The 19,897-nt window shown below is 76.2% G+C and carries 16 protein-coding genes and 2 pseudogenes; 9 read left to right on the top strand and 9 right to left on the bottom strand.

The features are described 5' to 3' along the window. Window positions 1-3: 3 nt before the first annotated feature. From P3H78_RS15250 to P3H78_RS15235, 4 genes are all read right to left on the bottom strand, one after another. Complete coding sequence (locus tag P3H78_RS15250) at window positions 4-1,602, bottom strand: serine/threonine-protein kinase (protein WP_276109508.1); 1,599 nt, start codon at window positions 1,600-1,602, stop codon at window positions 4-6. A gap of 70 nt (window positions 1,603-1,672) precedes the next feature. After that, a complete protein-coding gene (locus P3H78_RS15245; protein WP_276109507.1) occupies window positions 1,673-3,289 on the bottom strand; it encodes a HoxN/HupN/NixA family nickel/cobalt transporter in 1,617 nt (538 codons plus the stop codon). Then, window positions 3,286-4,818 carry a tetratricopeptide repeat protein gene (locus tag P3H78_RS15240; protein WP_276109506.1) on the bottom strand — a complete coding sequence of 511 codons (1,533 nt, stop codon included), beginning with the start codon at window positions 4,816-4,818 and terminating at the stop codon, window positions 3,286-3,288. The genes P3H78_RS15245 and P3H78_RS15240 overlap by 4 nt, the downstream gene beginning before the upstream one ends. Window positions 4,819-4,946: 128 nt before the next feature. Next, entirely contained in the window at window positions 4,947-6,485 is a 1,539-nt protein-coding gene (locus tag P3H78_RS15235) for a DUF4331 domain-containing protein (RefSeq protein WP_276109505.1), read from the bottom strand. 208 nt (window positions 6,486-6,693) lie between these two features. On the opposite strand from P3H78_RS15235, the gene P3H78_RS15230 reads away from it, so the two are divergent. The 3 genes from P3H78_RS15230 (at window position 6,694) to P3H78_RS15220 (ending at window position 8,427) form a co-directional block, all read left to right on the top strand. Continuing rightward, a complete protein-coding gene (locus tag P3H78_RS15230) occupies window positions 6,694-7,236 on the top strand; it encodes a sigma-70 family RNA polymerase sigma factor (RefSeq protein WP_276109504.1) in 543 nt (180 codons plus the stop codon). Then, entirely contained in the window at window positions 7,233-8,045 is an 813-nt protein-coding gene (locus P3H78_RS15225) for an anti-sigma factor (protein WP_276109503.1), read from the top strand. Before P3H78_RS15230 ends, P3H78_RS15225 begins: the two co-directional genes overlap by 4 nt. Window positions 8,046-8,160: 115 nt before the next feature. Next, complete coding sequence (locus tag P3H78_RS15220; RefSeq protein WP_276109502.1) at window positions 8,161-8,427, top strand: hypothetical protein; 267 nt, start codon at window positions 8,161-8,163, stop codon at window positions 8,425-8,427. A 90-nt stretch (window positions 8,428-8,517) separates the two neighbouring features. Here the strand turns inward: P3H78_RS15220 and P3H78_RS15215 are convergent, their stop codons facing one another. Together P3H78_RS15215 and P3H78_RS15210 are read right to left on the bottom strand one after the other, a co-directional pair. Next, complete coding sequence (locus tag P3H78_RS15215; RefSeq protein ID WP_276109501.1) at window positions 8,518-9,714, bottom strand: CaiB/BaiF CoA transferase family protein; 1,197 nt, start codon at window positions 9,712-9,714, stop codon at window positions 8,518-8,520. 106 nt (window positions 9,715-9,820) lie between these two features. Continuing rightward, window positions 9,821-10,111 (bottom strand): annotated as a pseudogene (locus P3H78_RS15210) (ABC transporter permease); the annotation flags it as partial. Here P3H78_RS15210 and P3H78_RS15205 point away from each other — a divergent pair. Beyond that, window positions 10,095-10,193 (top strand): annotated as a pseudogene (locus tag P3H78_RS15205) (TetR/AcrR family transcriptional regulator); the annotation flags it as partial. The pseudogenes P3H78_RS15210 and P3H78_RS15205 overlap by 17 nt on opposite strands. Window positions 10,194-10,208: 15 nt before the next feature. Here the strand turns inward: P3H78_RS15205 and P3H78_RS15200 are convergent. From P3H78_RS15200 to hmgA, 3 genes are read right to left on the bottom strand one after another with little or no spacing between them, the layout of a single operon-like run. Next, a complete protein-coding gene (locus P3H78_RS15200) occupies window positions 10,209-11,381 on the bottom strand; it encodes a type ISP restriction/modification enzyme (RefSeq protein ID WP_276109500.1) in 1,173 nt (390 codons plus the stop codon). Between the two features lie 33 nt (window positions 11,382-11,414). Further along, window positions 11,415-12,164 (bottom strand): GntR family transcriptional regulator, encoded by a 750-nt coding sequence (locus P3H78_RS15195; protein ID WP_276109499.1) that lies wholly within the window; start codon window positions 12,162-12,164, stop codon window positions 11,415-11,417. 26 nt (window positions 12,165-12,190) lie between these two features. Continuing rightward, a complete protein-coding gene (gene hmgA, locus P3H78_RS15190; RefSeq protein ID WP_276109498.1) occupies window positions 12,191-13,531 on the bottom strand; it encodes a homogentisate 1,2-dioxygenase in 1,341 nt (446 codons plus the stop codon). 172 nt (window positions 13,532-13,703) lie between these two features. On the opposite strand from hmgA, the gene P3H78_RS15185 reads away from it, so the two are divergent. From P3H78_RS15185 to P3H78_RS15165, 5 genes are all read left to right on the top strand, one after another. Next, window positions 13,704-14,408 (top strand): TetR/AcrR family transcriptional regulator, encoded by a 705-nt coding sequence (locus P3H78_RS15185; protein ID WP_276109497.1) that lies wholly within the window; start codon window positions 13,704-13,706, stop codon window positions 14,406-14,408. Between the two features lie 180 nt (window positions 14,409-14,588). Continuing rightward, a complete protein-coding gene (locus tag P3H78_RS15180; protein ID WP_276109496.1) occupies window positions 14,589-16,820 on the top strand; it encodes a molybdopterin oxidoreductase family protein in 2,232 nt (743 codons plus the stop codon). A 161-nt stretch (window positions 16,821-16,981) separates the two neighbouring features. Next, window positions 16,982-17,692 (top strand): hypothetical protein, encoded by a 711-nt coding sequence (locus tag P3H78_RS15175; protein WP_276109495.1) that lies wholly within the window; start codon window positions 16,982-16,984, stop codon window positions 17,690-17,692. Next, entirely contained in the window at window positions 17,679-18,320 is a 642-nt protein-coding gene (locus P3H78_RS15170) for a class F sortase (RefSeq protein WP_276109494.1), read from the top strand. The genes P3H78_RS15175 and P3H78_RS15170 overlap by 14 nt, the downstream gene beginning before the upstream one ends. Window positions 18,321-18,494: 174 nt before the next feature. Then, window positions 18,495-19,883: an aldehyde dehydrogenase family protein gene (locus P3H78_RS15165; RefSeq protein ID WP_276109493.1), complete on the top strand. Its 1,389-nt coding sequence runs from the start codon at window positions 18,495-18,497 to the stop codon at window positions 19,881-19,883. Window positions 19,884-19,897: the final 14 nt, after the last annotated feature.

Below are 19,897 nucleotides of genomic sequence, written 5' to 3'. Positions count from 1 at the left end.
CTCTCAGGGGGTGGCCGAACCGCTCGGCGAGGAGGAGACCCCGCCCGTCGGGGTCTCCGTCCCGCACACCACCGTGAACGGCACCGACTCCGAGGCGGTGCGCACCGGCTCCCGCACCTCCACCCGGATCGTGTCCCTGAACGTGCCGCCCTCCGCGTACGAGGTGAGCGCCACCGTCTCCTGCCGGGACGTCCCCCCGCCCGCCGGGAACGACAGCGTCCGCCACCCGTGGCCGGGCACCTCGGCACCGTCCAGCACCCACCGGTAGGTCACCCGCGCGGGCAGCCGCCCCACCGTGAACAGGGCGGTGAAGGCGGGCGCCTGCGCCTGCGGCGGCGGGCACGCCCCCGCGTACGCCGTGTGCGTGCCCGTCAGCGCGACCCGCACGGTCTGCGCCGGCGGCGCGTGCCCCGTGCCGCCCGGCGAGGACCCCGAACCGCCCCCGCTCACCGTGCGGTTGCCGCTCGGCCCCGGCGCCGGGGCGGAGACCGCGGGACCGCCGCCGGACGCCGTGCCCCCGCCCGTCCCACCGCCGTCGCGGTGCAGCAGCGCGTACGCCAGCCCGGCCACCGCCAGTGCCAGCGCGGCCACCCCGGCGGCCAGCACGAGCGCCGCGCGGCGGCCGGGCCGCGCCGGCCCCCGCGGTTCCCCCGCCGTGCCGTACACGGTGCCCGGGCCGGCGGGCGCGAACGGAGCCTCCGGCTCCGGCTGCCGGGTCCGGGCGGGGGCCGTGGGCGCGTACCGGCCCGCCGCGGCGCCGTCCGCGCGGGGCGTGCCGCCCGCCGCGACGAGATGCAGCTCCTGTTCCGCCCGTGCGGCCGCGAGCCGTGCGGCCGGGTCCTTGCGCAGCAGCCCCGCCACCACCGGGGCCAGCGGGCCGGCCCGGCGCGGCCGCGGGAACTCCTCGTCGACCACGGCGCGCAGGGTGCCGAGCGGCGTGTCCTGCCGGAAGGGCGAGCCGCCCTCGACGGCCGCGTACAGCAGCACCCCGAGCGACCACAGGTCCGACTCCGGGCCCGGGGTGCGGCCCAGGGCGCGCTCCGGGGCCAGGAACTCCGGGGAGCCGACGACCTCGCCCGTCATGGTGAGCGCCGAGCTGCCCTCGACGGTCGCGATGCCGAAGTCGGTGAGGACCACCCGGCCGTCGTTCGACAGCAGCACGTTCGCCGGCTTCACGTCCCGGTGCAGCACCCCGGCGGCGTGCGCGGCGCGCAGTGCCGACAGCACCTCGGCGCCGATCCGTGCCGCGCGCTGCGGGGCGAGCGGGCCCTCGGCCTCCAGGACGTCGGCCAGCGACAGGCCCCGCACCAGCTCCATCACGATCCACGGCCGGCCGTCCTCGGTGGCCACGTCGTACACCGTCACCACGTTGCGGTGGGCGACGCGGGCCGCGGCCCAGGCCTCCCGCTCCAGCCGCGCGTACATCCGCTCCACGTCGGACGCGGGCAGCCCGGCGGGCGCGCGCACCTCCTTGACCGCGACCTCGCGGTGCAGCACCTCGTCGCGGGCCCGCCACACCGTCCCCATGCCGCCCTCGCCGAGCGGGGCCACCAGACGGTAGCGGCCGGCGATCACCCGTTCACGACCCGGTTCCTTGGACACCGGCGCCCCCTTCGCATCCGGACTCGGACTCGACTCCACCCGACGCGCCTGGTTTCTCCCCAAAAGTAGCTCAGCCCAGTGCCGTTGCCGCCCCCCTGAGCACCAGTCCGGCGCCGAGGGCCAGGACGACGCAGGCGGAACCCAGCGGTGCCGTCCGCCGCACCAGCGCGGGCAGCGGGCCCGCGGTCCATCGCGGACGGCGGTCCAGCGCCCGGGCCGTGGTCGTGCCGAGCCGCACCACGGCGAACCCGGCGGCGGTCAGGGTGAGGGCGAGTCCGGCGCCGTAGGCGACCACGAGCAGCAGCCCCAACCAGGCCTTGCCCAGCGCGGCGGCGCCCACCAGCACCACCACCGCGGACGGGCTGGGCACGAGCCCCCCGGCGAAGCCGAGGAGCAGGGTGCCGCGGAGGGTCGGCGCGACGGCGTGGGTGTGGGTGCGACCGCCGTGGGTGTGGACGACGCCGGGGTGCGGGTGGTCGTGGCTGTGGCTGTGCTCGTGCGGGTGGTCGTGGCCGTCGTCGTGGCTGTGCTCGTGCGGGTGCTCGGAGCCGTGACCGTGGTCGTGTTCGTGGTGACGAGCGTGTTCCGGTCCGTGCGCGTGCGCCTGGTCCGGTCGGTGCGGGTGGGGGGTGCGGTGGCGCCAGGCGCGGCGGACCAGCCGGACGCCCATCGCGGTGACCAGGACCCCGCCGGCGATGCCCAGCCAGGCGATCACCGAGGGGGCCGCCGCGGATCCCGCCGTCACCAGCAGGCCGAGTGCCACCACGCCCAGCGTGTGCGTGACGGTCACCGACGCGGCCAGCGGCAGGACGTCCCGCATCCGGGCCCGCCCGCCGCGCGCGGCCGCCGACGCCGCCATGACGGTCTTGCCGTGCCCCGGGGCGAGCGCGTGCAGCGCACCGAGACCGACCGCGACGGCCAGTGCGAGGGCGGCGAAGCCGGGGGTGAGGTCGTGCCGCGCGACCAGGTCGTCCAGGGCGCGGGTCCAGCGGTCGGCGCCGCGCGGGAGGACAGCCGCCCCGGGCGCGGGGGCCGCGCCGCCGGCGAGGGCGGGGCCGCCGGGCCGCACCCGCAGGGACGCGGTCGAGGTGGCGGCCGGGGAGGACAGCAACCCGGCGGGGTAGCGGGTGAGTTCGTGCGAGGACGACACCGCGGGCACGTCGGACGCGGTCAGGGTCGTCCGGTCGCCGCGCGCGGTGATCTCCCGCCAGCCGGGCCCGTCGGCGTTCCCCTCCCCGTGGAAGACGACGGCGGCCGGCCGCCCCGCGGGCAGCGGGGCCGTGAACCGGCACTCCACCCGCAGGGTGTTCAGGCCCGCCTGCCCGGGACGCAGCCGGGCCCGGCTGCGGGCGGCCGTGAGCGGGACGTGCCGTCCGTCGACGGCGACCCGGCTGCCGCGGGCCGCGTCCGCGCACCGCTGCCGGGCCCACGCCGTCAGGCCCAGCCGGTCGATCCCGGGCCGGGCCTGGGTCGCCGGGATCTCGGCGAGGTCCTCGACGTGGTCGACACGCAGCAGGCCGGGCGCGGCGACGAGCCCGTCGTAGTGGTTGACGGTGAAGTTGCCGAGCGGGTGCGCCGCCGCGGTGCCCGCCGGGACCAGGGCGAGCGCGGCCGCCGCGGCGAGGACGGCGGCGGCCCGGGCGAGCGGTCGGCGGACGGCGGCTCGCGCCGGGATGCCCGGCCTCACCGGGACGCCTCCAGGGACTTCAGGGCGGTACGGGCCGCGCGGGCGCCGAGCGGGGAGAAGCCGGGGTTCAGGTCGAGGGCGGCGGCGAGGTGCGTGCGGGCGGGCCCGGTCCGGCCGGCGGCGCGCTCGATCATTCCGCGGTGGTAGAGCAGGACGGCGCTGCGGTATCCGGTGGCCGTCGCCCGGCGGGCGTACGGAAGGGCCTCGCGGTCGCGGCCCTCGGCGTGCAGGGCCCAGGCGAGGGCGTCCGCGGTGTGCACCGTCTCGCGGCGGGCCCACTCGGCGCGGGCCGCGCGCAGCGCCGCCGCGGAGTCGCCGTGGTCGGCGGCGGCGAGCGCGGTGTCCAGGTCGGCGTCGACGCCGTTGGCGCGGGCGAGGGAGGTCCAGGCGTCGACGAGCGCGTACTGGTCGCGGGCCCTGGCCCGGTCCCCGGCGGCACCCCGGGCCTCGTACAGTTCGCCGAGCTCGACGAGCGGGCCGGGCAGCGGGGAGCGCGCCACGACGTCCCGCATCCCGCGCAGGGCGGCCGCGCGGTCGCCGCTCGCGGCCTGCGCGCGGGCCCGTCCCTCCAGCGCGGGCAGATACGTGTCGTCGGCGGCCAGCGCCCGTGCGTACTGCGTGAGCGCGGTGCGGTAGTCGCCCTGGTTCCAGGCGAGTTGGCCGAGCTGGGTGGCGACGTAGGCGACGTCGCCGCGGGAGGAGGCGGTGCCGAGCGCCTGCTCCAGGACGCGGCGCGCGGTGGCGACGTCGCCGCGCAGCTCGTGGACGTAGGCGTACCGGGTGAAGACCGGGATCCCCGGGTGCCGCGCGTCGGCGGTGTCGGCGGCCTTCGACGCCTCGTCGTAGCGGCCGAGTTCCACCAGGGCGTCGACGCGGGAGCACAGGGCGCGCTCGCTGTAGGGGTTCCGCCGCAGCGCGCGGTCGGCCAGGGCGAGGGCGCCGGCGAAGTCGTGCCGGGCGGCGGCGAGCGCGGCCCGTCCGGCGAGCGCGCGGTCGTCGCCGGGGGCCAGCGCCTCCGCCCGCGCCAGCGCCTTCTGGGCCTGCGGGTAGCGGGCCGGGTCGCCCTTGGTCCGCGCCTGCTCGACGTAGGCGAGCCCGAGCACGGCCCAGGCGTCGTGGTCCCGGGGCTGGGCGCGCAGGTGCGCCTGGAGCGAGGCGACGCCCGCGTCGAGGCTGCCGCCCGCGAGCAGGTCCGGGGTCACGGCGCCGGCCGGGGACGCCGCGGCGGCCGCCCCGCCGTCGCGGGCCGCCCCCAGGGCGACGGCCCCGCCGGTGAGCGCCACGGCCAGCAGCAGTGCCTGACCGCTGCGGCGCAGCCCACGCCACCGCCGCCCGGCCCGGACGACCCGCCGCAGCGCGGCCACCCTCTCGTCCGGGCCCCCGCGGTCCGCCGCTCCGACGGCCTCCGGCCCGGTCGCCGGGGTCAGCGGTGCCGGGGCGGGGCCGGGTGGGACCGGTGCCGGGGTGGGGTCGGGGGCCGGGCGATCGTGGGGGTCGTCCGGCTCGCTGTCGTTGCTCCGCGGGGGCATGCGCTCTCCTCCGTCGCCTGAGTGGTGCGGTGTGCGGGACGCCCGGTGCCGGGCGTCCGGTGGGGCGGCGCGGCCCGCGCCGTGGGGGACGGGTGCACGCGGGCCGCGCCGGTTCATGGGAGGGGCGGTCAGTAGGGGCGCCGCATCCGGCGCCGCCACCAGGCCAGCCCGGAGCCGGCCAGCAGGATCGCGGCCGCGCCCGAGGCCGCCGAGGCGGCGATCAGGACGGTGTCGCTCGAGCCGGGGGAGCCGCCCGGCTCCAGCGCGTCGTCCAGCCGGCTGCGCACGTCGGCGCCGTCCGTGCCCTTGGCGAGGGGACCGCGCGAGCCGGACGTCGGCTGGGCCACGTACGGGAAGCTCTTCTCGAAGGTCCGATCGTTCGCGTCGACCGCGTCCCCCAGGTCGTTCTTGGCACCGACCAGCTCGCCCTCCATCACCTGCAGGGCCGCGTCGACCACGTCGTCGCCGAGCCGGCGGCCGTTGGGGAAGCCCGCGTTGTCGCCGTCGAGGACGCCGAGCCGCTTGGGGTGCGCGCTCGGCTTCACGGAGGTGTTCAGGCGCAGTTCCTCCGACGGCCGCACGTGCGGCGGCTGGTTGAGGCCCTTCACGCCCTTCAGGAACACGTCGACCAGGTCGTTGCGCGGTTCGGCCGGTGCCTTGATCTTGTAGATCTGCTCGACCAGCCGGGGCAGTTCGGGGTGGGTGACGTTGGTCAGGAACTGCGCGTCGCCGTAGGGCGAGGAGGCGTTGAACCGGTCCTTGTCCCGCTGCGGGTTGACCACCTCGTTGACCAGTGGGCTGCCCAGGCGCGACACCTGCGACCAGCCGCCGCGGGCGTTCCTGCGCTGGGTGGTCGACCAGATGCCGACGACCGGCTGGTCCGCCGACTCGCGGATCAGCTCGTTCGGCACCTGCAGGGCGATCGAGTTGACGTTGTAGCCCTTGAGGGTGTCGCGGCCGACCTCGGAGAGGTTCCCGCCGTACAGCAGGTCGAAGACGCGCAGGTCGAGGAAGAAGGGGTCGTCGGCCTGGCCGGCGAACGTCGTCGCGCCGCCCGGCGCCCGGTACACGGCCTGCGACCGCAGTCTGCCGTAGTCCGGCATCGACGCCCTGCCGACGTTCGACGGGGCCACCGGCACGTCGTCCGCGAGGCGTGTCTTCGAGACGAGCTTGTCGTGGCGCAGCCGGATCAGGTCGATGTCGTACGTCTGCGTGATGTTGAGGTCGGGGTCGTCCAGGCTGGTGACCGGGCCCGTGTTGTAGAGGAAGGTCTTCCCGTTCTTCCGGTGCGTGCTGAAGGTGTACCGGAAGATCAGCTCGCTCTGCGCGTCACCGTTGTTGTCGACGTGCAGGTCGTACTGGGCGTCGTCCGCGAAGGTGTAGAAGTTCGGCCCGCCGGCCGGCTCCTCGAACGGTATCCAGTTCGCCACGAGCGTCGTGGTGTCGGGCTTGTCCGGGCTGACGAACGCGTACACGTCCGTGTTGTCGTACTGCGGCGTCCCCGAGATCAGGGGGGCCTCCCGGTGGCTGGAGGCGTGGGCCGCCCCCGGTTCCAGCGTGGCCGCCCCGGCGGCCGCGAGCCCTCCGGCGGCCAGCGCCGCGCAGACCAGGCCGGCCAGGCCCCTGCGTCCCCGACCGCCCCGGGCGGGACTGGAAATAGGTGTCATGCCGTCCGTCCTCCGTGCCGACGTGCTGTCGACGGGGCATTCGGAGGCCCCGTCCGGCCGGATTGGTCGGGCGGGGATTTTTTTCTCCCCCCGTCCCGACCCGCGTTTTCGGGCCGCCGATCCGTAACACCCCCCGAGGGCGCGCCCGCCGTGGGTGCGCCCGGGGCGGGCCGCCGACGGCCCGCCGGGACGGGGGAGGGAGCGGGAGTTGGAGGCGGACGATCTTCTGGTGCTCGTCGCGGACGGGGACCAGAAGGCATTCGAGGAGCTGTACGGGCTGGTGTCCGGGCCCGTCTTCGGGCTGGTGCGGCGGGTGGTCCGCGACCCGGCGCAGTCGGAGGAGGTGGCCCAGGAGGTGCTGCTCGAACTGTGGCGGTCGGCGTCCCGCTTCGACCCCGGCCGGGGCAGCGCCCTGTCCTGGATCCTCACGCTCGCCCACCGGCGCGCCGTCGACCGGGTGCGCAGCGCCCGAGCGGCCGGGGAGCGCGAGCAGCGCGAGGCCCTGCGCTCCGCGGGACCGGCCTTCGACCACGTGGCCGAGGAGGTCGAGGCCGGGCTGGAGCGCCAGTGGGTGCGCCGGTGCCTGCACCGCCTCACCGCACTCCAGCGCCAGTCCCTCACCCTCGCCTACTACGACGGCTACACGTACCGTGAAGTGGCCGAGCGGCTCTCGCTGCCGCTGGGCACGGTCAAGACGCGGATGCGCGACGGGCTGACCCGGCTGCGCGAGTGCCTGGGAGGTGCCGCGTGAGCCTGCTCGACCGGCTGTTCGGCCGCGACGACCTCCACTCCCTGGCCGCCCCCTACGCCCTGGACGCCCTGGAACCGGGCGAACGGGTCCGCTTCGAGAAGCACCTGAAGGGCTGCGCGCCCTGCTCCGCCGCGGTCCGGGCGCTGTCCGAGGACGCGGTGCGCCTGGCCTGGTCCACGGCCGCCCCGCCGCCCGCCGCGCTGCGCGAGCGGGTCCTGGCCGCCGTGCGCACCACCCCGCAGGAGCCCTCCCCGGCCCGTGGCCACACCCCGCAACTCCCGCCGCACGTCTGGGGGATGCGGCCGCCGCCCGCCCGCGCCCGGGGGCCTCGCCCGCGCCCTCTGCTCGCGCCCTTCGCCACCGTGACCGCCGCCGCGGCGCTCGTCGTGGCCGCCCTCTTCGCCGTCCAGGCCCGGCAGACCCAGCAGCAACTGGACGCCCAGCGGGACCGGTCGCGTGAGATCGCCCACGTTCTGGGCGCCGCCGACGCGCGCGCCGCCACTGGGCGGGACGGCGGAGGCGGCAGTATCGGAGTGATTGCTTCCGCCTCCGAGGGGCGCGCCGTCGTCACCCTGAGCGGGTACGGTCCCGCCCCCGGCGGCCGGGTGCGCCAGCTGTGGCTCATGCGCCCCGGCGCACCACCGCGCTCCCTCGGGCTCCTGGACGGCGACACGCCCTTGGCCGCGGCCGGCCTCGCCCGCGCGGCGACGTCACTGGCCGTGACCGTCGAACCGGACGGGGGGTCGGCTCGGCCCACTACACAGCCAATTGTTCAACTCGCCTTGAAATCGGTCGGATTCGGAGAGTAATCGTCAACGCCCTTGCGGGGTAGGTGAATCCTGTGACCGGTATGCACGAGTGCCCCTGCGGAGCGATAGGGTTACTCTGCCTGGGCCGGGTGGACTCGTACGGGTGGGGAGTGACATGGAGCAGATAACGGTGCGCAGCAGGGCGAGGGTCCCTGCGATCACCTGCGGGAGCAGCGCGACCAGCTCGCGGCTCGACCGTCATCTCGCGGTGCTGGGGGGCCCCGCCCTGCCGCAGCGGGAGACGGCCGACGCCACCTCGCTGATGCGCGAGCTGACCGCGCGTGCCCCGCACGACCGCACGGGCCGGGGCGCACGGGTGCGCCGGGTGTCGCTCTTCGCGCCCCTGCGCCGGCTGCGCCGCTCGCTGTTCGGCGGGCACTAGGGCCCCGGCCGCCCGATCCCTCTCCGACCCGACACGGCCGTCGGCGTCCCACCGGCGGACCGCCGCCGGGCCCTTCCCCGGGGCTCGCGCTCAGGCCGCCACACCGTCCCTGCGCAGTGCTGCGATCTCCTCGTCCGTCATCCCCACGGCTCGCAGCAGCGCATCGGTGTGCCGGCCGAGCGCGGGCACGTCCCCCATGGCCGGCTCCGCCCCGCCCGGCAGGGTGATCGGCGGCAGCAGCGCCCGCAGTGACCCGGCCGGCGTCCCCACCTCCCGCCACCGGTCCCGCGCCGCCAGCTGCGGATGGTCCGCCACCTCGTGCAGGTCCCGCAGACGTGCGCAGGCGATGCCCGCCGCCTCCAGACGCCTCTGCGCCTCGTCCGCGTCCAGCGCCCCCAGCGCCTTGCCGACCAGTTCGTCGGTGCGCGCGCGGTGCGCGACGCGCGCCGCGTTCGTCGCGAACGCCGGGTCCGTCGCCACCTCCGCCTGCTCCAGCACCTGTTCGGCCAGCCGCCGCCACTCCCGGTCGTTCTGCACCGACAGCAGCACCCGTCCGCCGTCCGCCGTCGCATAGGCGTCGTACGGGGCGATGACCGCGTGCGCGAGCCCCGTGCGCGCGGGGGAGGCGCCCCCGTGCATCGTGTGGTGCAGCGGATGCCCCATCCACTCCGCGAGCGCCTCCAGCATCGACACCTCCACCGGACCGCCCCGCCCGGTCGTGCCGCGTCGCACCAGCGCCGCGAGGACGCCCGAGAAGGCGTACATGGCCGCCGCGATGTCCGCCGCGGGGATCCCCGCCTTCACCGGCTGCCCGGGGGTGCCGGTCACCGAGACCAGGCCCGCCTCGCACTGCACGAGCATGTCGTAGGCCCGCTTCCCGGCGTACGGGCCGGACGAGCCGTAGCCGGAGATGTCCACGGCGACCAGCCGCGGGTGCGCGGCGCACAGGGTGGCCGCGTCCAGCCCCAGCCGGGCCGCGGCGCCGTGCGCGAGGTTCTGCACGAACACGTCCGCGTCCGCGACCAGCCGCCGCACCACCGCGAGCCCGCGCGGGTCCTTGAGGTCCAGCGCGATCGACTCCTTGCCGCGGTTGCACCACACGAAGTGCGAGGCGAGGCCGGCGGCGGCGGTGTCGTACCCGCGCGCGAAGTCGCCGCCGTCGATCCGCTCGACCTTGACGACCCGGGCGCCGAGGTCGGCGAGCTGGCGGGTCGCGAAGGGGGCCGAGACGGCCTGTTCGACGGCGACGACGGTGATGCCCTCCAGGGGCAGCGGCTGACGGTCCATGGGGGCGATCATGTCCCGGGAACGGCGGTCCTGTCAGCAGCCGGACCCCCGTACCGGCCGCCCGGACCGCCGTACCCCTAGCGGAGCGCGGGCCACCGCCCGCCGCTCACCCCTCGCCGCGCGCGTACCGGCGGACGGCCGGCGGCACGGACACCGCGAGCAGCAGCACCGACCAGGCCGGCGAACCGGCGGCCGGGTGCGCCACCGGCCAGGCGGCGCCCTGCGGTACCGGGGCGTTGCCGAACAGGTCGCGCAGGGCCGTGGTGACCGTGCTGATCGGGTTCCACCCGGCGGCGTGCGCAGCCCGGCCCGCGAGGTTGCCGGTGGGGATGCAGGCGCTGGACAGCAGCGGCAGGACGAAGGTCGCCGCGCCGAGCTGCCCGGCGGCCTTCGCCGAGGACGCTGGGCCGATCGGCCTGGAGGCCGTGTTCGAGCGGGCGCCGGGCCGCGTCCTGGACGGCTTCGCGCCGCGTGGCTGAGCCGCCGCCGGGCGGTCAGACCAGGGCGAGCTGGCCCTCCGGTCCCTCCTCGCGGTGGTCGAGCACCAGGGCGGGGCGGCGGGCCGCGTCCGGGACCGGCAGGACACCCGCCGCCCGCAGGTCCGCGGCGGTCACGGCCGTGGACCCCGGCTCCCGATCCGGCCCGGGCGCCTCCGCGAGCAGGGTCAGGACCGTGATCAGCTCCAGCAGCTCCGAGGTCCAGGACTGCGTCCAGGCGGCCGGCCGCACGGCCTCCAGGGTGCCCGGCGGCGCTGGTGCCGTCCGGGCCGCGAACCACCGCTCCAGCACCCGCACCCGACCGGCCTCGAAGTCCCAGGCGGCGGGCGGCACCGGGGCGATCCGGCCCTCGTCGACCAGGAGGGCCTCCTCGTCCCGGTCGTAGCGCAGGGTCAGGGGGCGGGCCGGCAGGGGAGCGCGGACGTAGGGGCGGCGCCCGCCCGGCAGTTTGGGGCGCTCCCCGTCGCGGCGCAGCAGCCAGAGCGTCCGGCGGCCCGCCTCGACCCCGCGGGCCCACCGCTCCGGGTCGGCGGTCAGGGGGACGGCGGGTCCGTGCGGACCGGGGCGCACCGCCGCCAGGATCCAGGCGAGCACGTCCTGCGGGGCGGGCACGTGGCCGAGCGGGGCGGCCAGGTGCTCCAGGAGGCCGGGCGCCAGGTTCGGCTCCCGGGCCCCCGGCCGCCGGTACAGCGGGCGGATCCGGCCCGGGCCCAGCACGGGCAGCAGCGAGGTCGCCAGCAGCGCCGGACCCGCCCCGCCGGACGCGGCGGGCATCTCCACCGCGAACACCTGACGGTCGTCCCACACCCGCCACAGCTCGGGACGCGCGGCGTCGATCAGACGCTGGTCCGGGATCAGCCACTGCTCGTCGAACGGGGCGCGCAGCACGCGCACGGGCTCCGGGCAGGGGCCCGAGGCGCGGATCAGCCGCCCGGTGCCGGCGGCCCGGCCGGGCAGCTGCCCGACGGCCGTGGACGCGGTCCGCGCCCGGCTCGGCTCGAACAGGGCGCGGCGCTCGGGCCCCTCGGCCTTCAGCAGGGTCTCCCAACGGGTCTTCAGGCAGGCCGCGTCGGGGGCCGCCGGCCATCCGCGGCCGAGCCGCGGCGGTGCGACGGACCACGGCATGAGGTCCGCGAGGAGCGGAGCGTCGTCGGTCGTCACGCCGGGCATCGTACGACGCCCCCTGCGTCCTCCGGGCCCGGGTCAGGTGGCATCGAGCGTGACCGTGAAGGAGAACCGGTCCCCGCGGTAGTGGATGACCGCCACGTCCAGGGCCCGCCCGCCGGTGTCGTACGTGACCCCCGTGTAGTGGAGGATCGGGCTGAGCAGCGGGACCTGGAGCAGCCGCGCGGTCTCCGGGTCGGCCAGCCGCGCTTCCACCGTGTCCGTGATGCGGCCGATGTCCGCGCCCACCACGTCCCGCAGCACCTTCGTCATCGGCCACCGTGCGAGGTCGTCGCGGTCGATGCGCCGGGCCAGCTCCGGACGGACGTAGTTGCGGGCGTGGTTGGTCGGCTCGCCGGTCTTCTCGTCGCTGCGCAGCCGGTGGTACGCGGCCACCTCGCCCAGGTCCGGGAAGTACTCGGCGAGTTCGCCGGGCACCGGCGCCGGACCGTGGGCCAGCAGTTCGGTGGCCATCCCGGACTGCTGGGCCACGATCGCGTCGACCGAGCCCAGCAGCCGCACCGGGGCGCCGCGGCGCACCCCCGGCTCGATGAAGGTGCCGCGGCGGCGGTGCCGGGTGATCAGCCCCTCGTCCTCCAGCTCCTTGAGCGCCTGCCGCATGGTCAGCACGCTCACGCCGTAGTGCCCCGCCAGCTGCTCCTCGGTGGGCAGGCGCAGCGGGTCCTGCGCGGAGCGGCCGAGGATGGAGGCGCGCAGCGACTGCGACACCTGGTACCACAGCGGCAGCTTGCGGTTCAGGACGATCGAATCCGGGGCGAAGGAGGTCACGGGCTATCCGTACCGGTCGGAAACGCTCAGCGCAACGGGCCGAAGTGCCGTTCCAGGCCCTGCCACACGTCGTCGTAGCGCTGCTGCAGGTGCTCCGCGCGCGCCGCCTGGGGCGCGAGGGTCACCGGCCACCGCGTCTCGAACATGAACGCCAGCCCGTCGTCGACCCGTTGCGGCCGCAGCTCGGCGGCGCTCGCCCGGTCGAAGGTCTCCCGGTCCGGGCCGTGCGCCGACATCATGTTGTGCAGCGAGCCGCCGCCCGGCACGAAGCCCTCGGCCTTGGCGTCGTAGGCGCCCTCGATCAGGCCCATGTACTCGCTCATCACGTTCCGGTGGAAGTACGGCGGCCGGAAGGTGTCCTCGCCCACCAGCCAGCGCGGCGCGAACACGACGAAGTCGACGCCGGCCAGACCCGGGGTGTCGGACGGGGAGGTCAGCACCGTGAAGATCGACGGGTCCGGGTGGTCGTACGAGATCGAGCCGATGACGTTGAAGCGGCGCAGGTCGTAGACGTAGGGCACGTGGGTGCCGTGCCAGGCGACCACGTCGAGCGGCGAGTGGTCGTAGGTCGCGGTCCACAGGTTCCCGCAGAACTTGTTCACCACCTCCACCGGCCCCTCGACGTCCTCGAAGGCGGCCACCGGGGCCCGGAAGTCACGGGCGTTGGCCAGGCCGTTGGCGCCGATCGGGCCGAGGTCGGGCAGGACGAAGGGGGCGCCGTAGTTCTCGCAGACGTAGCCGCGGGCCGACGGGGTGCGCCGGCCGTCCTTCGCGGTGTCCAGGAGCTCGACCCGGAAGCGGACCCCGCGCGGGATCAGTGCCACGTCGCCCGGTTCGGCGTGCAGCATGCCGAACTCCGTGCGCAGCAGCAGCCCGCCGCGCTCGGGGACGATCAGCAGCTCGCCGTCGGCGTTGCCGAACACGCGCTCCATCGAGACGTCGGCCTGGTACAGGTGCACGGCCATGCCGGTGCGCTGGGTGGCGTCCCCGTTGCCCCCGAGGGTCCACAGGCCGGACAGGAAGTCGGTGCCCGCCTCGGGCTCGGGCAGCGGGTTCCAGCGCAGGCGGTTGGGGTCGGGCACGGTCTGTGTGAAGGGCGCGGTGCGCAGCGCGCCGTTGCCGGCGCGGGTGAAGGCCGGGTGCGCGGCGGAGGGCCGGATGCGGTACAGCCACGAGCGGCGGTTCCGGGCGCGCGGCTCCGTGAACGCCGTCCCGCTCAGCTGCTCGGCGTACAGCCCGAGCGGGGCGCGCTGCGGCGCGTTGCGCCCTTCCGGCAGTGCGCCCGGCACCGCCTCCGAGCTGTGCTCGTTGCCGAAACCGGAGAGGTAGCTCAGCCCCTCGGCGGTCTTGCGTGCGTCCCCGGTCATGATCGCTCCCTCTGGCACCTGATTCCTATGCAGTACCGTAGGATTGCGCTTTCCCCGGCGCAAGGGGGCCCGGCCCGCCGGTACGGCCGGACGGCGGGAACCGGCCGACCGGGGGCCCGCGGCCGGACCACCGGGAGGATCCCGCTTCACCGGGCCACGGGGGAGGGGCATCATGAGGTGCGTGCCCCACGCGACATCGCTCCGCCGCGCCCCTGTGCAGCAGCGCAGCGCCGAACGGCTGACCCGGATCCTCGACGCCTGCGCCGATCTCCTCGACGAGGCCGGCTACGAGGCGCTGAGCACCCGGTCCGTCGCCGTGCGGGCCGGGGTGCCCATCGGGTCGGTCTACCGCTTCTTCGGCAACAAGCGCGCGATGGTCGACGCCCTCGCCCAGCGCAACCTGGAGCGCTACACCGAGCGGGTCCGCGAGCGGCTGGGCGGCGGCGGGACGGCGGCTGCCGCGGCCGGCGCGGCCCCGGGCCCGTCCGTCCCGTCCCCGGAGCCGGCCGCGGGGGCCGGCGCGGGGCCGGAATCCGGCGGTGACTGGCGTGCGGCCATGGACGCCGTCCTCGACGAGTACCTGGCCATGAAGCGGACCGCGCCCGGGTTCTCCCTCGTCGACTTCGGCAACCAGATCCCCCTGGGCTCCCGGCACGCCGAGCCCAACCACCGCGTCGCCGACCTCCTCGCCGACCTCCTCTCCGGCCATCTGAACCGGGAGCCCGACGCGGAGCTGCGGCGCGTCTTCCTGGTCGCCGTGGAGACCGCCGACACCCTCGTCCAGCTCGCCTTCCGCGTCGATCCTGAGGGAGACGAGGGGGTCATCGAGGAGACCCGCACACTGCTGCGGGCGTATCTGGGACGGGTGCTCGACTAGCACCCGCCGGCGCGCCGGCGGCCTCGGCTCGCGGCACCGGCCCGCCGGGGACGGCCGGCCGCGCGGGGCCCGGCCCGGCAGGGCCCCCGTCCGGTTCCGGTCGATGCCTCCCCTCCATGCGTACCGGTCGGTATGCTCGCTGCGTCCGTGTGCCGCCGTCGCCGCCCACCGGGAGGACCCGTGTCCCGCACCGCCCTGCGAATCTGCCCCCTGTGCGAGGCCACCTGCGGGCTGACGCTCACCATCGAGGGCACCCGGGTCACCGGGGCCCGCGGTGACCGCGACGACGTCTTCAGCAAGGGCTTCGTGTGCCCCAAGGGCGCCTCCTTCGGCGCCGTCGACGGCGACCCGGACCGGCTGCGCGCCCCGCTCGTCCGCCGCGACGGCGCGCTGCGCGAGGCCACCTGGGAGGAGGCCTTCGACGCGGTCGCCGCCGGCCTCCGGCCGGTCGTCGAGCGGCACGGGCCGCACGCCGTCGGCGTGGTCCTCGGCAACCCCAACGTGCACACCGTGGCCGGCGCCCTCTACCCGCCGGTCCTGCTCGGCGCCCTCGGCACCCGCAGCCTCTTCACCGCCTCCACGGTCGACCAGATGCCCAAGCACGTCTCCAGCGGGCTCCTCTACGGCGACGCCAACGCGATCCCCGTGCCCGACCTCGACCGCACCGACCACCTCCTCGTGCTCGGCGCCAACCCCCTGGAGTCCAACGGGAGTCTGTGCACCGCCCCCGACTTCCCCGGTCGGCTCAAGGCGCTCCGGGCCCGCGGCGGCACCCTCACCGTGGTCGACCCCCGCCGCACCCGCACCGCCCGCCTCGCCGACCGGCACGTCGCCATCCGCCCCGGCACCGACGCCCTGCTGCTCGCGGCCTTGGCCCACGTCCTCCTGGAGGAAGGCCTGGCCGACCTCGGCGACCTGGCGCCGCACGTCCAGGGACTCGGCGAACTCCGTTCCGCCCTGGCCGACTTCACCCCCGAGGCGGTGGCCGCGGCCTGCGACGTGGAGCCCGCCGTGACCCGCGCCCTCGCCCGCGAACTCGCCGCCGCCCCGACCGCCGCCGTCTACGGCCGCATCGGCAGCTGCACCGTCCCGCACGGCACCCTGGCGAGCTGGCTCGTCGACGTGCTCATGCTGCTCACCGGCAACCTCGACCGGCCCGGCGGCGCCCTCTTCCCGCTCGCCGCCACCGACCGCACGCCCCGTCCGGCCGGCCCCGGCCGCGGCTTCGCGCTCGGCCGCTGGCGCTCCCGCGTGAGCGGACACCCCGAGGCCAAGGGGGAGTTGCCGCTCTCCGCCCTCGCCGAGGAGATCGACACCGCGACCGGGGACGGCGAGCCGGTCCGCGCCCTCGTCGTCGTCGCGGCCAACCCGGTGCTGTCCGCGCCCGACGGCAACCGGCTCGACAAGGCCCTGGAATCCCTCGACTTCATGGTCTCCGTCGACCCGTACCTCAACGAGACCTCGCGCCACGCCGACGTCGTGCTCCCCCCGCCGCCGCCCGCGCAGAGCCCCCACCACGACTTCGCCTTCAACACCCTCGCCGTGCGCAACCAGGTCCGCTACACCCGCCCCGCCGTCCCGCTGGAGCCGGGCCGGATGGCCGAGGCCGAGATCCTCGCCCGGCTGGTCCTGGTCGCGACCGGCATGCACGGCGCCGACCCGGGGACCGTCGACACCGCCGTCGTCGAGCAGACCCTCGGCCGGGCGGTCCGCGCGCCGCACTCCCCGGTCCACGGCCGCGATCCCCGCGAGCTCGCCGCCCGGTTGCACGGTGCCGACGGCCCCGAACGCCGGCTGGACATGATGCTGCGCCTGGGACCCTACGGCGACGGCTTCGGCGCGCGGCCGGACGGACTGAACCTGGAGCGCCTGCTCGCGCACCCGCACGGCATCGACCTCGGGCCGCTGCGCCCCCGCCTGCCCCAGCCGCTGCGGACGGTCAGCGGGAAGGTCGAGCTTCTGCCCCGGCCCCTCGCGGACGATCTGCCGCGCCTGCGCGAGGCCCTGCACGTGCGCCCGGACGGACTCGTCCTCGTGGGCCGCCGCCATCTGCGGTCCAACAACAGCTGGATGCACAACGTGCCCGCCCTGACGGGAGGTTCGAACCGCTGCACCCTGCACATCCACCCCGAGGACGCCGCCCGTCTCGGTGTCCGGGACGGCGCCGCGGTGCGGGTCAGGGGTGCCGGGGGAGAGGTGACCGCCCCGGCGGAGGTCACCGACGGCGTGCGGCCGGGCGTGGTGAGCCTGCCGCACGGGTGGGGTCACGACCGCCCCGGCACCCGGCTGACGCACGCCGCCGGCAACCCCGGCGTCAACGTCAACCAGCTGCTCGACGGCAGTCTCCTGGACCCTCTCTCGGGCAACGCGGTCCTCAACGGCATACCGGTCGAGGTCGCTCCGGCCGTGTGACGCCGTAGCCGGTACGGGCAGCCCGTGCGTCCCGGGTTGGGCCGGAAGGGCGATATCCGACGGCGCGTCGGGCGACGATGCCCGGTTGGGCGGGGCGATGTGAAAGAGAGTCAGATCGAAGAATGATTTGTATGAAAATCGTCTGACTCGGAGGAACTCGCATGCCCACCCTGACACTCCCACGCATCAACGGCACCCGTGCCGGCGCCGTCGCCGCACTCGCGGCCTTCACCGCGGTGGGCGCCTCGTGGCTGGCGGCCCCGGCCGCCGTCGCCGCCCCCGGCGACAACGGTGACATCAAGATCCACCGGGTGGGCGTGCCCTTCGGCGTCTCCAAGGACGACCCCGTGGTGTGCCGGTTCTACCTCGACGGCGTGAACTTCGACGCGCTCACCGCCGTCACCTACACCATCCAGGCGCAGCCCCCGCTGCCGACCGCCTCCACCGTCACCGGCTCCGTCGTCCTAGCCGGCGGCGCCGGGCACACCGACCCGATCGGGCTGACCGACGGCCAGTACAAGCTCGTCTGGGTCGTGCCCGGCGGCAACCCCAAGGAGAAGATCTTCCGCGTCCACTGCCGTGAGGAGAACACGCGGCCCGGCGGCGCGCTGGGCCCGGGCGGACGGATCGAGGACCCGGGCCGCGGCGGTGAGGAGCAGGGCCGGGGCGACGGCGACCAGCACGGTGCGGCGACGGCGGAGGGCGACCACCGGGGCGGGCCGCAGGGCGGGGTCCACGCCGGCGGCGGCGGGCTCGTCTCGGCGGCCGCGGCCTTCTCCCCGGTGGCCGGTGCCGCGGCCGTCGGCCTCGTCGTGATCAGCGGCGTCGTGTACCTGCGGATGATCCGCCGGCGCAACCATGGTGCCGCGTAGGCGCAGACGCAGGCGGCCCTGGTACCGGACCCGCGCCTTCCGGCTCACCCGGACGACCGTGCTGGCGGTCCTCCTGGTGACGGCGGGGGTCCGGTGCGGGGGGCCCGGCGAGCCGCCCGCGCCGGCCGGCGGGGACGCCGCGGCGTCCGGCTCGGCCGCGCCGCGGCCGCTGCCCCGCTCCCGGGCGACCTCGCTGCGGATCCCCTCCCTCGGCATCGACACCCCCCTCGTCGGCGTCCGGCTCGACGCCCACCGGGAACTGGAGACGCCGCCGGTCGACCGGCCCCGGCTGGCCGGCTGGTACGCCGACGGGCCCACACCGGGCGAGTCCGGCACCGCCCTCGCCGTCGGGCACCGGGACACGAGGACGGGTGCCGCCGTCTTCGCCGCGCTCGGGCAGCTGGCCGCCGGCAGCCGGATCGAGGCCCGGCGGGAGGACGGCCGCACCGCCGTCTACACCGTCGACAAGGTGCGGGTCTTCGACAAGTCCGGATTCCCCGACAAGGAGGTGTACGGCCCGAGCCGCCGGCCCGAACTCCGGGTCATCACCTGCGGAGGCCTCTACACCCGCAGGACCGGCTACACCAGCAACGTCGTCGTCTTCGCCCACCTGACGTCGACGACCTGACCCGGGCCGGGCCACCGCCCCGGAACGCGGCGGCCGGGGGCATGCCGCCGGGAGCGCCGTCCCTCGTCGGGCACCACGGGCAGCGGGCGTCTGGCGCCGGAAAACTATCGGCGCTAGTTTGTGGGACTGTCGGCAGGTCGCGACGCGGCGCCCCACCCCGCCCGGAGGAGCACGATGAAGGCACACGACGGCATGTACATCGACGGCGCCTGGCGCCCCGCCGGGGGCCGGGACGTCATCGAGGTCGTGAACCCGGTCGAGGAGCAGGTCATCGCCACCGTTCCGGCCGGAACCGCCGAGGACGTCGACGCCGCCGTACGGGCCGCCCGCGCCGCCCTCCCCGGCTGGGCGGCGACCCCGCCCGCCGAACGGGCCGCCGTCCTGAGCGCCCTCCGTGACCGCCTCGCCGCCCGCAAGGACGAGATCGCGGAGACCGTCACCGCCGAACTCGGCTCGCCGCTCGCCCTCTCGCAAGCCGTCCACACCGCCCTGCCGATCGCCGTCGCCGGCTCCTACGCCGAACTCGCGGCCACGTACGCCTTCGAGGAGCGTCTCGGCAACTCCACCGTCCACCTGGAACCGGTCGGCGTGGTCGGCGCGATCACCCCCTGGAACTATCCCCTCCACCAGATCGTCGCCAAGGTCGCCCCCGCCCTGGCCGCGGGCTGCACCATCGTGCTGAAGCCCGCCGAGGACACCCCGCTCACCGCCCGCCTGTTCGCCGCGGCGGTGCACGAGGCCGGCGTCCCGGCCGGTGTCTTCAACCTGGTCACCGGCCTCGGTCCGGTCGCCGGGCAGGCCCTCGCCGAACACCCCGGCGTCGACCTCGTCTCCTTCACCGGCTCCACCGCCGTGGGCCGTCGGATCGGCGCGACCGCCGGCGCCGCCGTGAAGCGCACCGCCCTGGAGCTCGGCGGCAAGTCCGCCAACGTCGTCCTGCCCGGCGCCGACCTGGCCCGGGCGGTCAACGTCGGTGTCGCCAACGTCATGTCCAACTCCGGCCAGACGTGCAGCGCATGGACCCGGATGCTGGTGCACCGCGACCGGTACGACGAGGCGGTCGCCCTCGCCGCCGCGGCCGCCGAGAAGTACGCCGACCGCATCGGCCCGCTGGTCAGCGCCCGCCAGCGCGACCGCGTGCGCGGGTACATCGAGAAGGGCCTGGCCGAGGGCGCCCGCCTGGCCGCCGGCGGCCCCGAGTCGCCCCGCGAGCGGGGCTACTACGTCAGCCCCACGGTCCTCGCCGACGTCACCCCCGGCATGACCGTGGCGCAGGAGGAGATCTTCGGCCCGGTGCTCTGCGTCCTCGCCTACGAGGACGAGGAGGACGCCCTGCGCATCGCCAACGGCACGGTCTACGGACTCGCCGGAGCCGTGTGGGCGGCGGAGGAGTCCGAGGCGGTGGCCTTCGCCCGCCGCATGGAGACCGGCCAGGTCGACATCAACGGCGGCCGCTTCAACCCGCTCGCCCCCTTCGGCGGGTACAAGCAGTCGGGCGTCGGCCGGGAGCTCGGCCCGCACGGCCTCACCGAGTACCTTCAGACCAAGTCCCTCCAGTTCTAGGAGCGCTGCCCGCC

This window comes from Streptomyces tropicalis, from assembly GCF_029269835.1.
GTDB classification, from domain to species: domain Bacteria; phylum Actinomycetota; class Actinomycetes; order Streptomycetales; family Streptomycetaceae; genus Streptomyces; species Streptomyces tropicalis.
Note: the sequence above shows the minus strand (reverse complement) of the source record. Positions and strands in the feature narration are given on the sequence as shown.